Origin of the sequence: Aminivibrio pyruvatiphilus (genome assembly GCF_004366815.1) — a bacterium.
Taxonomy (GTDB): domain Bacteria; phylum Synergistota; class Synergistia; order Synergistales; family Aminobacteriaceae; genus Aminivibrio; species Aminivibrio pyruvatiphilus.
On record NZ_SORI01000015.1, the window covers coordinates 1 to 13,075 of the forward strand.

Here is a 13,075-nt window from a genome sequence, read left to right on the forward strand (position 1 = left end):
GTATCCCTCCAATGTCGATTGTGAGCCTGCTAGCCCAATCGGCAGGATACGCCACTTATTTTTCAAAGTCCATACACCAGATATGAGTTTAACTCCTGCAACGGCCAGAGCCTCCTTTCCCACGCCGCCATGCACCAGGGGATGCTGGCCCTCATGCACGCCCTGTCGCCTTTTTCCCTGTCCATGCTGAAACGGGAGCGGTACGCGGTGCCCTGGTCGGTGTTCACCGAGCCCGAAATTGCCCAGGTGGGGTTGACCGAGAAGGAAGCCCGCGCCAGGGGGCTGAACATACAGGTCATGAAGAAGGACTTCCGGGCCTACGGCCGCACCGTGGCGGACGGACACCCCGAAGGGTTCATCAAAGTCATCACCGACGGCCGGGGCAGGATCCACGGCGCCTCCATCGTCGGCGAGGCCGCCAGCGAGCTGATCCACGAGTGGACCATGGCCATCCAGTACAAAAAGCGGATGCACCACGTCATGATGATGCAGCACGCCTTCCCGTCCGTGTCCATGATCAACAAGATGATTGCTGAGGACTGGATGATGGAGAAAATGAAATCCGGCTGGATGCAGAAACTGGTGAAGTGGCTGAAGTAGGGGGGAAGGAATCCGCTCGTTCGGGACGGATGGTGTCATCCTGAGCGCAGCGAAGGATCTCGCTTTCGGTCTGCCATTCCGAACAACTGTAGAGTCAGAACCGAGATCCTTCGGGCGAAAAAACAGCCCTCAGGATGACAAAAGCCCAAAACGCCGGTCTCAGGACGACAAAAAACGAAAAAACAGCCCTCAGGATGACAAAAGCCCAAAACGCCGGTCTCAGGACGACAAAAAACCGGGGAACGGGCCTCAGGGCGACAGCGGATTGTCATCCTGAGGCGGTCTCTGTGGCCGGGGATGCTACGCGATCCCTGCGGTGGTTCGGGACGACAGAAGGTTGTCATCCTGAACGAAGTGAAGGATCTCGCCCCTAATGCAGTCCAGATTCAAAGCCGAGAGCCTTCCGGCGAAAAGCACGCCGTCAGGATGACAGGGCAAAGGTAACGCCAGGTCCTTCCCCTCCGGGGATGCTCCCTCCGCTTCGATTGGGTGCTGCGCGATCGCGATCGCATTGCTCAGGACGATAAAAAAACGAGGCCCCTCCTCACTTTCCCTGAATCAATGAATTTCATTGCAATTAATATCTTATATGATATGATACGCCTAAGTGAGTGAAAGGGGTTTTCTCAATGCAATGGAGAGTACTCTTCTACGTAAATGAGAACGGTAAAAGACCGGTAGAAGAATTTTTGAGAAAACTTCCTCCCGGACACCAGGGAAAAGCCATGCGGGCAATTGACCTTCTTGAGCAGTTCGGGATCTTTTTCAACGCCCGCATGCTGCAGCAATCCGAAGCGGTAAATTTGCAGGGTTGTGGGAGCTGAGAATACAGTTCGGCGGAGATGCTTCCCGGATTTTTTTATTTTCTTCACCATGACGATTGCTTTATTCTGCTTCACGGCTTCATTAAAAAGACGGATGCTCTGCCCGTGAAAGAAATGGAAACAGCCAGGAAGCGTAAGGAAGATTTTTTCAGGAGGTTTAGAAAATGAGCGGAGAATTGAGATCCTGGGAAGATGTAAAAAAAGACCTTCTAAAGAATCCGGAAACGGCGTCCGCCTACAATGATCTTGAGGGGGAATATAAACTCATCAGCGCCATCATCCAGTCCAGGCTGGAAAAGAAACTGTCTCAGGCTGACCTCGCTGCCAGAATGGGAACAAGCCAAAGCAATATCAGCAGGCTGGAATCCGGACGCTACAACCCTTCGCTGCAATTCCTGAGGCGTGTTGCCCGTGCGCTGGAAAAAGACCTTGAAGTGACATTGAAATAGAAAAAAATGGTCTGGTTTGAATATTCTTTTGGATTGAAAGGTTGTTTTCCTCCTGAGGTGAGTTAACTCCCCGCTTCGCTCGCTCGGGACGACAAGCAATTTCCATTCGTTCGGGACGGAGGGTGTCATCCTGAGCGGAGCGAAGGATCTCGTTTTCGGTCCGCCATTCCGAACAACTGTAGAGTCAGAACCGAGATCCTTCCGGCGGAAAAGCACGCCGTCAGGATGACAAACAAGGGCAATCCCGTTCGTTCGGGACGGAGGGTGTCATCCTGAGCGCAGCGAAGGATCTCGCTTTCGGTCTGCCATTCCGAACAACTGTAGAGTCAAAACCGAGATCCTTCGGGCGAAAAAACAGCCCTCAGGATGACAAAATTCCGGGGCATTGGCCACAGGACAACAGACAAAGACATCTCCGGGGAGGGGGAATCTCGCCCTTTGGCCCTAAGAAGGTTAGATCTCTCCAAGCAGTTTTTCCAGATTTACCAGCATAGTGTTTTCCGTTCTTTCAGCCTCTTTTCGCAGTCCCTCGGTAAAACCTGCCCTGCTGAAGAGGCAGTATTCCCGTTTTTTGTCCCTCAGCAGCAGCGTGGAGCGCTTCTGCAGTTTTTCCATTTCCCGCAGACCGGTCTTCTCGCCTTTCCATTTACACTCCCCGAAAAGGGCCCACTCAATGTCGGATCCCACGATGTCGATTTCCTCCTGCTGCCTGGTTTCCGGGTCGCTGCCCCACCAGCGGGCAAATTCCCGGTAGACTGTACGCAGACTTTTCTGCCTGTTCAGACGGACAAGGTACTGGCGGCAGATATCCTCGAACACTGGGCCGAAGTAGTCGCTGAAATGAGGAGCGATCATCTTTTCGAAAGCCTCGTCCGGCATCCCCATCCCGATGAGGGACATGGCGCCGGGGATGAACCGGTACCAGAAGCGGAAGAGCTGGTCTTTCACCCGGTAGACCACTTTTCTGCTGTTGTTGTCCCCGAAGGGGTAGTCTTTCTGTATAATCTCCAGGTCGATGAGAGCCTTGAGGTAGTTCGCCACGCTTTTTGACGGCATGCCGACCTTTGTGGATATTTCGGCCTGGCGGCTTGCTCCCCCTGCGATGGCCCGAAGGATGGAATTGTAGACCGCGGGCTCCCGCATTTCCTGTTTCATGAGATTGGCCGGCTCCTCGAACAGAACGCCGGTCCCTGTCAGAAACTCCTCTTCGACGGCCTGTCTGAAGCTGCCGTGACGCCCTGCAGCAAGGACATACTGGGGTATTCCTCCGGTGATTCCGTATCCGTAGAGCTGTTCGTGTCCTTTCCAGCCCGGGAAAAACTTCATGCTGTCAAAGCAGCCGAGGGGCTGGATTTTGAACTGGGCGGTCCGCCTGCCGTAGAGGGGGCTTTTGTAGTCCAGAACCTGGTGTTCCATGAAGCTCATGGAGGATCCGCACAGGATGAGAAAAAGCTGTGTTCCGGAGAAATAATGATCTATGGCTTTCTGGAGAATGGAGGGCAGAGACGGATTTGCCGAGGCGATGTAGGGGAACTCGTCGATGACAAGGACAATCCGCTCTTCCCGGGCGAAGTCGGCCACGTATCTGAAGGCCGAGTCCCAGGAATCGAAGGAGGAAATGAACGACGACTGCTTCCCGGGAAGGCTCCGGAGCACTTCGTCCGAGAACATGCGGAGGGCTTCGGAATCGTTCTGCTCGATTGACGCGTAGAAGACCGTTCGTTTCCCCGTGCAGAATTCACGGATCAGGCGGGTTTTTCCCACCCGCCTGCGGCCGTAGATCACGGGCATCTGGAAGCCTTTTTCACCATAGAGCCGGTTCAGCTTCTCCATTTCGAATTCTCTGCCGATGAACATGGGAACCCCTTCTTCAGTCTCATTTTACGTTTAGTCTAAATGCGATTAGACTAAACGTAATTAGATATATATGATGGTATATTCAAATGGCGGTGGTGTCAAGGGTGTTGCCATCCTGAGCGAATGCGATGGATCTCGGACTTGAGGCACACCAGAGTCAAAATCGAGGTCCTTCCCCTCCGGGGATGCTCCCTCCGCTTCGCTTGGGTGCTGCGCGATCGCGATCGCGGTGCTCAGGACGACAAAAAACAAGGTCTCAGGACGACAGAGGGTTGTCATCCTGAGACCGGGGGTATGGCCGAAGGATCTGGGGTGAGTTTCTGGACCTCGATTCTTTTGAGTCTGAATGCCGAAGTTTTGAAACATCCGGTCTGGACGCACTTCAAAAGCCAACCCGGATCCTTCGCTGCCGCTCAGGATGACAGAAAAAGGTACTCCTTGCTGTGGGATGCTCCCTCCGCTTCGCTTGGGTGCTGCGCGATCGCGATCCGGCGAAAAGCACACCGTCAGGACGACAGGCAAGGGCACTAAACCGAGATTCTTCGTCGCTGCACTCCTCAGAATGACAAAATTACGGCCCCGGCCACGGGCTCGGGGGCATACTGAGCGAAAGCCGTTGCGCAGTATCCCCGGAGGGGAAAGACCTTGGATTTGTCGTCCTGAACGGAGTGAAGGACCTGAATTCAGGTCCTCAGAATCAAAACCGAGATCCTTCCGGCGAAAAGCACGCCGTCAGGATGACAAACAAGGGGCAAACCCGTTCGCTCGGGACGACAAATAACTGCCGCTCGTTTGGGGCGACCGACAACTGCATTCGAGCGGGACGGAGGGTGTCATCCCGAGCGATCGCGATCGCGGAGCATCCCCGGAGGGGAGGGATCTCGCTCCTGGTATCTCCCCGTTTTCATTTTTCTGCGGCGCTATGCTATCCTTTTTTAGATGCGAAAAAGGCCGGAGGAGCTGAAGTCATGGAGCGTTCCTATTACGTCTATCTTCTTGCAAATGCAAACAACCGGGTGCTCTACACCGGAGTCACGAACAACCTGAAGCGGCGGCTTTTTGAGCATAAGCGCGGTCTTGTCGAAGGGTTTACGAAGAAGTATCGTGTTCATAAACTGGTGTATTTCGAGGAAACCAATGATGTTAATACTGCGATAGCAAGGGAAAAGGAAATAAAGGGATGGATCAGGGCGAAGAAAAACGCCCTTGTCGAGAAAGAGAATTCAGGTTGGAGTGATCTGAGCAAGGGATGGGAGGTCGATTCTTCCCTTCCGGAAAAGTGATCGTACAAAAAAGACAGTTTGTAGGAAGTGTTTGGAGTGTTATGTCATCCTGAGGCCTGCTGGAATGCTGTCATCCTGAGCGCAGCGTGACCTTGAAATCCACAAAAAACAACCCTGAGATCCTTCCCCTCCGGGGACGCGATCGGGCGGTGAAACAGCCCTCAGGATGACAGAACCCATACTTCCCGCTTCGCTCCGGATGCTCAGCGACCGCGATCGCTGCGCTCAGGATGACAAACAAGGGCAATAGCGGCCCTTTCTTGACTCTGGTGTGTCATTCTGAGGGCGAAGCCCGATCGCGGAGCATCCCCGGAGGGGAAGAATCTGCACTTGAAGTGGCTCAGAATCAAAGGCAGGTCCCTCGCCCCCTCCGGGGACGAGATCGGGTGGTGAAACAGCCCTCAGGAAGACAGAACCCATACTTCCCGCTTCGCTCTGGGTGCTACGCGACCGCGGTCGCTGCGCTCAGGATGACAAACAAGGGCAATAGCGGCCCTTTCTTGACTCTGGTGTGTCATTCTGAGGGCGAAGCCCGATCGCGGAGCATCCCCGGAGGGGAAGAATCTGCACTTGAGGCAGCCCAGAATCAAAGGCAGGTCCCTTCTACACGGAGGGGAAGGGGTTCTTCATAAAGGGTTAGAGTCAAAACCGAGATCCTTCCGGCGAGAAGCCACGCCGTCAGGATGACAGCCGAGGGCAAAGCCCTTCGCTCGCCCGTGACGACATAAACGATTGCCCCGGCCCGCCCCCTATGCATTCGCCGCCCGAGCCGTCATAATAGGATGCATCAGATGGAAGCAGGGAGTGCGCTGAATGGACGAGAAAGGCATCATTGTGTGTGCCGAGGAGATAGACGAGGGGCTGGAGCTTCAGCTCTGGAGCAGGGGGAAGACTCCCCGCCTGGTGATTGTCAACCGGGCGAAAAACACGAAGAAGATGAGCCCCCTGAGCTGGCTGGAGGGGGAAGAGAGAAAGCTGTCCCTCAAAGGGGCGGGAGGCAAGCCGGTCCATTATCCCATGGAGGTACTGGAGGAGCCGGTACGGAGGATGCTCTACCGGTTCGCCCAGGACCCTGTGTTCAAGGGGCTGCTGTGGCATTCCGTCCTCTTTCTGTCTGACCTGTTCCACGCTCCCAGGTCGGTGTTCGACAAAGGCGAGATGGCCCTCCTTCCCGAAGGGAAGCGGCGGTGCCTGTGGCTGGCTGATTTTACCGATGGCGGCGGGAAGGGCTTCTTCCGCCCCTTCTTTCCCCTGTCGGAGGCGGAAATGGCGGTCTTCGGAGGGGAGCCCTCCATCCCGATTCCGGGAGGAAAGTCAGTGGCCGACCTGAAGAAGACGGGGATCACGAGAAAGCTCGCCTCCGTCTGCCCCGAACGGTGGTATGAAACACCCCGGACTGCAGCGGCCGCGGTTCTGCTCGGCTTTTCCCTGGACTGCGAGGAGAGCGGCGACTTTTCATCCTTTCTCTGGAAGGCCGCCGATGGCGGAGTGGTGTCCAAAGAAGCTCTTGCGGCAGCTCCCGCGGACCCTTCCATCTCGAGGTTCGCCGCGAAGATGACGGGGTATGTGCGTCACTGGGCGGCCCTGGACAGTATTTCCGTGGAAACGGTTCTCGACTCCTATGACGCGATGAAGGAGAGGGGGTTTGCCCGGAAACGGCGGATGCAGTTCCCAGTGGGGGCCCTCGGAAACGTCGAGTATACGGTCACCCTCTATTCTGACGGGAAGGGAGCCATGGCCGTGGGGTGCGTTCCCGGCCAGGCGACGGACCGGCACAGGGGGGAAAGGGTGTTCACTCTGCCGGAGGAGGTTTACGGGCAGGCACTGCGGGACGATTCCTTCGGGGGAGCGGAGGACGACTTTTTCACCCTGTCCGCGCTGCTCCAGGCGAAGCTGTACGAGGGATGGCACCGCAGGATCAGGCGGTTTACGGACGTTTTTCTTTCGCCGGGAGGGTAGCCATGCCAGGGGGAGGAAGGATCCGGATCGGAACCTGTTCATGGGCGGACCGGGGGCTCGTCGCCAGCGGATGGTATCCTCCTTCCGCCCGGACGGCCGCCGCGAGGCTGGCGTTTTACGGGGCCGCTTTCGATACCGTGGAGGTGGACAGCACCTTCTACGCCATCCCCGAGCAGGCATCGGCCTTCCAGTGGGCCGCCAGGACTCCTCCGGGCTTTTTGTTCAACGTGAAGGCCTGGGGGCTGTTCACCTGGCACTCGGTGAAGTACGAGACCCTTCCTGAATGGGTGCGCCATGAAATTCCCCGGCCGGAGTCTGGGCGCCTCGATTTTCAGGGCCTGCCCCGGGAGCTCCGGCCCGTTCTCTGGAAACGGTTCACTTCCGCCCTGGAGCCTCTCCGGACCATGGACCGCATGGGGTACCTCCTGTTCCAGCTTCCCCCGAAGGCTTCCTTTTCACCGGTGATGATGCGCTATCTCGAGCGGGTGGCGGAGGTCACTCCTCCTTTCCGCACGGCGGTGGAGGTGCGGAACAGGTCGTGGATGGAGAAGGGGAACCGGGAATCCTTCCTGTCGCTGCTTAAGGGGGCGAACATGGCCTACGTGGCCGTGGACGAGCCGGAGCTCGACTGGACCGTGGGAAGGGATTTTCCGGTGACGGCCACCTGGGGGGCCGTGGCGCGGTTTCACGGGCGGAACAGGGAGGGCTGGACAAAAAAAGGAGCCACGGTGGCGGAGAAATTCCGCTACAATTACTCAGACGGGGAACTTCTCTCCTGGGAGGGGGCTGTCAGAGACGCCGCGGAGCGGGCCGGCAAGGTCTTCCTCATGTTCAACAACTGCTACCGGGATTATGCGGTGAAAAACGCCCTCAGGATGAAATGCCTCCTCGGCGTGGCCTGTTCTCCGGGAGAGGGCGTCCAGGGGGAACTTTCCTTTGGAGAATAAAGCTGAAAACATTAGAAAATAAGAGCCTGCAGTCTGGAATCGCCAATATTTCCGCTCCATAGGGCGTAGTCAGTGTTGATGAAAAGCACCCCCAAGGGTAGAATACTCTAAACGGGTTATCCGGACGGAGAGAACAGAAACGAGAAGCAAGTCAGGAAAAACCGATAGAAGCAGAAACAAGTCCAAGACAGCCTGTACCATGTTCCACCAGCACCGGAAGCTACACTGAAAAGAACCGGAACAAAAGAAGCATGTAAGGGTATATGCAACAATATCAAGGAGCTGGTTGTTTGACCAAGTGTCAGCACCACCGCGCCGGATAGCCCGTAAACAATCGGAGGGGGGATTTTTCCCCCTCCTTTTTTTATTTTTTCATCCATTCCGACAAAAAAGTGCTACTATTACTGTGGAACACAATATCCGTCAAGGGGAGGGAATGTGCATGCGTTTTTGGGTTCTTTTCTGCCTGGTCTTTTCAATGCTTTTTACCGGGGTGTCCGGGCTAACTCCTGCACTCGGGGCTGACGAGGCCCTGCTTCGGGGAGTCGTGTACGACGAAGGGCAGAAGGGACTGCCCGGCGTCGCAGTTTCCGTGTGGGACGGCAAACTGTCCTACAAGGCCGTCACTGATTTCGACGGGAATTTCACCATCCGGGGGCTCATTCCCGGAAAGCCCTTCGCCATCCGGTGGACCCCCCGGGGCGGCAATTCCGTGAAAGTTGACGCCCTGACCTTTCCCGCCGAAGGAGACCTCCATCTGTCCATGGATTACGGTTCCGTGGGCAGGGGGAACGTCTACACGGTGCGCCTCCCGTCCAACCCCTCCACGGGATACGGCTGGACGGCCCTTCACCAGGGGGTTGCCGTGGTGCGTCTGAAGGAAAATACCTTCCACGGGGAAGGGGATTCTTTCCCCGAGAGGGCAAAGACCGGACGGCCAGGCACGGAGCTGTGGAAGTACGAGGGAATCGCGAAGGGAAATACGGCCCTCATTTTCGGCTACCAGCGCCCGTGGGAGAAGGGGACCACTCCCGTGCGGTACCATGTTCTTTCCATGACGGTAAGATAGTTTGCTAAGAAAGGCATACCGGGCAGCCCTCCTTCCGAAGGCTGCCTTTTTTTATCCTGTGAAACCGGGAGGAAACCGATGAAAATCCTTCGATCCGTTCTGCTTTTCTTCGCCGTTCTTTTTTCTGCCCTGATTACTTCATTTCCCCTGGAGGCTTTTTCCGTGTTTACCCGGCCTACCGGGGATGAATTCGCCCGGTTCCGGGAAAATCCGCCCTCAGGCCGGAATACCGCCGCCCATCCTCTGGGTTACCGGCCTTCGCCCCTGGACCTCTCCCATGTCCGGCCCTCCGCGTCTCTCAGGGGAGAACTGGACATCCTGGCGGCCGGGGCGGGAGGAGCCCCCGTCTTTCCCCGGAGCTTCGACCTGAGAGAACTGGGCGCCCTCACTCCGATGAGGGACCAGAATCCCTTCGGCACGTGCTGGGCCTTTGCTTCTCTGGCGTCCCTCGAGTCCACCTTCCTGAAGGCCGGGAAGGGGGCCTTCGACTTTTCCGAGTGGCACCTCGCGTATTTCGCCTACGTGGACGAGGATCCTTCTCTGCCCGCCTTCACGGCGACCGCCCCGGGATTTGGCTCAGACCCCATTTTCGACCAGGGAGGGAGCGTATTCCAGGCGGCAGCCCTTCTTGCCCGGTGGACGGGGGCCGTGGCGGAATCGACCCGTCCGTACCAGAACACCAGCCCGTGGCCGGAATCCAGCAGGCCCCGCGCCTCCGACAGGGCGGCGAAGCGGCTGGAGAACGTCTTCCTGATCCAGGGTGAAGGATTACTGGACGAGGAGGCCGTCAAATACGCCCTGATGCGCTGGGGGGCGGTGAGTGTCCGGGTGGTCTGGGATGACGGCGCCTATTCCGAAGATCACGCTTCCTTCTACAATGCTCCGGAATCAGGAGGCGGCCATATTGTGACCGTCGTCGGGTGGGACGACGATTTTCCGGCGGCGAATTTCGTTGCCGCTCCCGGCCGCGACGGGGCATGGATCGTTCGGAACAGCTGGGGTACCGGCTGGGGAGAAGAGGGGTATTTCTATCTTTCCTACGCCGAGCCGACCCTGGGCTATCCGGCGGTCTTTCTCGGCGGAGACGACACTGCATTCGACAGGATCTACCAGTACGACCCCCTCGGATGGGTGAATAATATAGGTGCCGGAGGCGAAACGGCATGGTTCGCCAACATTTTTGAATCCCGGGGAAATGAAACCCTCGAGGCCGTATCCTTCTACGTTCCGGCACCCGACGCGTTTTTGCGGGTGGAGGTCCGGACGGGAGTGGCGCGGGACGACCCAGGGAGCGGCGAACTGGTCTCCGTGATGGAGGATATCCTGGGACCGTCGGGTTACCACACGGTGCGTCTTTCCAGGAGTGTTCCGCTGTCGGGAGGCCGGAGATTTTCCGTGGCGGTGAGGGTTACCACGCCGGGGTTTCTCAATCCCGTCGCGGTGGAATCCCGGGAAATCGGCTACAGCGACAAGGCGGACGCGGAACCGGGGCAGAGCTTCATCAGTTCGGACGGGGTATCCTGGAACGACCTGACGACCCTTCCCGGTCACGGAAATTCCAATGTCTGCCTGAAGGCCTTCACTTCCGTTTCCTCGTCCGGCGGCGGGTGCTCCTTTGGGGGAGAATCCGGAGTTTCCGGTCTTCTGCTCCTTCTGCCCCTGGTTCCGGTGCTCTGGAGGCGGAGGAAGTAAAACCGGGATCCCTCCCCTCCGGGGATGCTCCGCGATCGCATTCGCTCGGGATGACATCAGTTTCTGTCGTCCTGAGCAACGCGAAGGACCTCGATTTTGATTCTGCTCTCTCTAAAGGATACTTCGCGAGCGCATTTGTTTGTCATCCCGAACGACCGAAGGGCGGAGGGATCTCGGCTTTGGTTCCGAGTGCCGTCAACCCCGAGATCCCTCCCCCTCCGGGGATGCTCGGCATTGGTTTGTCATCCCGAACGACCGAAGGGCGGAGGGATCTCGGCTTTGGTTCCGAGTGCCGTCAACCCCGAGATCCCTCCCCTCCGGGGACGCGATCGGCCATGGTGCCGGCCTCGGGATGACAAGCCACTTCGCTCGGGATGACAGATCGGTCGGTGTCATTTTTTAGTTGTCATTCCGAGGAGCGGTTTTGGCGACGAGGAATCTCGCTTTGGATTCCAGGCGGACTCAACCCGAGATCCCTCGGCCAAAAACCCGACCTCGGGATGACACCTTTTAGAGAATTCCATGCCGTTTTTATTGAAAAAGGAGAGACCCTTCAATGAGACTGACCCGTTCCATTCTTTTCGCTGCCGCATGCATTTTCCTGCTTTCTCCGGATCTGTCCGCTTCAGAAAAGTGGAGAACTGCCCCTCTCAACACCGAGTTTTTGGCTCACCGTTCAGGGATGAGCTTCAATCTCCATTCTATGGGTGGACCGGGCAGGATGAATACGGCCCATCGGCGGATGCTCGGAGAAGTACCTTCCCCCCTCGACCTTTCCCACGTGAGGGCTCCCGTGCATTTTTCCGGTATCCGGGGGGGAGGCGACGTGTCTGCCTCCGCCGTCTCCTTCCCTTCGTCCTTCAGCCTCCCCGCTGAGGGGCGGATGACGCCGATACGGGACCAGGCGCCCTACGGAACCTGCTGGGCTTTCGGCGCTTTTGCTTCCCTCGAGTCCTTTTTTGCCGGCCAGGGGGAGGAGAACCTTGATTTTTCGGAGTGGCATCTCGCCTATTTCGCCTATGTGGACGAAGGGGAGGGACTGCCGGGATTCACACAACACCTGGACCCCCAGTTCGGGGGAGACCCCGTTTTCGACCAGGGGGGAAACGCATGGAAGTCCGCTGCACTTCTCGCCCGCTGGACCGGCGCAGTGGCGGAAGCCGACCGGCCCTACCAGAACGTCACCCCCTGGCCGGAGGAAAGCAGGCCCCTCTCATCGGACAGAGCGGCGAAGAGGCTCGAGCACGTTCTTTACCTCGGCTCGGCGCCCGATATGGACAGCATAAAATACGCCCTCACCCACTACGGAGCCGTTCGCATCGGCGTCAGATGGCCTTACTGGGATTTTGAACACGAGGTGCTCAGCCCTTCCTTCGCCTTTTACAACTACGATCCTGTCGGTTTTCAGAGCGGAGGCCATGCGGTGGCCATTGCCGGTTGGGACGACGATTACCCCGCGGCCAATTTCGTTGGGGATCCTGGACGGAACGGCGCCTGGCTGGTGAAGAACAGCTGGGGGGAAGCATGGGGAAATGACGGGTATTTCTGGGTTTCCTACGCCGACCCCACGCTGAACAGCCCGTCGGCGTACATCGGTGGAGAAGCGGACATCTTCGATTCCGTCTACCAGTACGACCCGCTTGGATGGGTGAACGATTACGGCGCCGGGAACGAGACTGCCTGGTTCGCCAACGTCTTTGCCGCTTCGGAAGGGCGCCCCGGGCTGGCCGAGGTACTTCGGGCAGTTTCCTTTTATTCGGCAGCCACGGAGAGTTCGTATCGCATTGAGATCAGGCGGAACGTGTCCCGTTCCGCTCCTTTTGAAGGCGTCCCGGTGTCCGTGAAGGAGGGGGTTTTGGGACCGTCAGGCTATCATACGGTTCGGCTAGACAGGGAGGTCTTTCTCTCCCCGGGCAATCTTTTTTCCGTGGCGGTGAAGATCACCACTCCGGGCTACGCCTATCCCGTACCTCTCGAATCATCGGAAGCCGGCTACAGCGACAAGGCGGATGCTGGACCGGGGCAGAGCTTCATCAGCGCCGACGGGGTTTCCTGGAACGATTTGACGGCTCTTCCCGGGCACGAAAAGTCCAACGTCTGCCTGAAGGCCTTCACTTCCTTCGCAGAAAATTCCGGGGGCGGCTGCTCCCTGGGAGGAGGCGGGTTCGCAGGTCTTCTGCTCCTTCTGCCCCTGGTGCCGGTGCTCAGGAAGCGGGGGAAATAAAATCGAGATCCCGAGCATTCGCTCGGGATGACAGTAGTTTCTGTCGTCCTGAGCAACGCGAAGGACCTCGATTTTGATTCTGCTCTCTCTAAAGAACGTTCCGCGATCTCATTTGTTTGTCATCCCGAACGACCGAAGGGCGGAGGGATCTGCCCTCTGGTTCTGAGTGAC

Annotated in this window: 11 protein-coding genes; 9 read left to right on the plus strand and 2 right to left on the minus strand. The window is 57.6% G+C overall.

Going from position 1 to position 13,075, the window contains the following annotated elements:
- The first annotated feature begins 129 nt into the window (after positions 1-129).
- Positions 130-600, plus strand: a complete 471-nt coding sequence (locus tag C8D99_RS10655) for a hypothetical protein (RefSeq protein WP_243833899.1) — start codon at positions 130-132, stop codon at positions 598-600.
- 626 nt (positions 601-1,226) lie between these two features.
- Here C8D99_RS10655 and C8D99_RS15235 read toward each other — a convergent pair.
- Positions 1,227-1,499: a hypothetical protein gene (locus C8D99_RS15235; protein WP_208321163.1), complete on the minus strand. Its 273-nt coding sequence runs from the start codon at positions 1,497-1,499 to the stop codon at positions 1,227-1,229.
- Between C8D99_RS15235 and C8D99_RS15775 the strand changes: the two genes are divergently transcribed.
- Together C8D99_RS15775 and C8D99_RS10665 are read left to right on the plus strand one after the other, a co-directional pair.
- Positions 1,443-1,592 (plus strand): type II toxin-antitoxin system RelE/ParE family toxin, encoded by a 150-nt coding sequence (locus C8D99_RS15775; protein WP_133958133.1) that lies wholly within the window; start codon positions 1,443-1,445, stop codon positions 1,590-1,592. The two genes, C8D99_RS15235 and C8D99_RS15775, sit on opposite strands and share 57 nt — an antisense overlap.
- Positions 1,589-1,873 (plus strand): helix-turn-helix transcriptional regulator, encoded by a 285-nt coding sequence (locus C8D99_RS10665; RefSeq protein ID WP_133958134.1) that lies wholly within the window; start codon positions 1,589-1,591, stop codon positions 1,871-1,873. The genes C8D99_RS15775 and C8D99_RS10665 overlap by 4 nt, the downstream gene beginning before the upstream one ends.
- A 453-nt stretch (positions 1,874-2,326) precedes the next feature.
- On the opposite strand, the gene C8D99_RS10670 is transcribed toward C8D99_RS10665, so the two are convergent.
- Positions 2,327-3,730: an ATP-binding protein gene (locus C8D99_RS10670; RefSeq protein WP_133958135.1), complete on the minus strand. Its 1,404-nt coding sequence runs from the start codon at positions 3,728-3,730 to the stop codon at positions 2,327-2,329.
- Positions 3,731-4,698: 968 nt separating this feature from the next.
- Between C8D99_RS10670 and C8D99_RS10675 the strand changes: the two genes are divergently transcribed.
- From C8D99_RS10675 to C8D99_RS10700, 6 genes are all read left to right on the plus strand, one after another.
- Entirely contained in the window at positions 4,699-5,013 is a 315-nt protein-coding gene (locus C8D99_RS10675) for a GIY-YIG nuclease family protein (RefSeq protein WP_133958136.1), read from the plus strand.
- Between the two features lie 813 nt (positions 5,014-5,826).
- On the plus strand, positions 5,827-6,972 hold the full coding sequence (locus C8D99_RS10680; protein WP_133958137.1) for a hypothetical protein: 1,146 nt from the start codon (positions 5,827-5,829) through the stop codon (positions 6,970-6,972).
- 2 nt (positions 6,973-6,974) lie between these two features.
- Positions 6,975-7,919, plus strand: coding sequence for a DUF72 domain-containing protein (locus tag C8D99_RS10685; protein ID WP_166670139.1), 945 nt, complete (start codon positions 6,975-6,977; stop codon positions 7,917-7,919).
- Between the two features lie 442 nt (positions 7,920-8,361).
- Entirely contained in the window at positions 8,362-8,988 is a 627-nt protein-coding gene (locus C8D99_RS10690) for a protease inhibitor I42 family protein (RefSeq protein ID WP_166670140.1), read from the plus strand.
- Between the two features lie 78 nt (positions 8,989-9,066).
- A complete protein-coding gene (locus C8D99_RS10695) occupies positions 9,067-10,680 on the plus strand; it encodes a lectin like domain-containing protein (RefSeq protein ID WP_133958140.1) in 1,614 nt (537 codons plus the stop codon).
- 556 nt (positions 10,681-11,236) lie between these two features.
- Positions 11,237-12,904, plus strand: coding sequence for a lectin like domain-containing protein (locus tag C8D99_RS10700; protein WP_133958141.1), 1,668 nt, complete (start codon positions 11,237-11,239; stop codon positions 12,902-12,904).
- Positions 12,905-13,075: the final 171 nt, after the last annotated feature.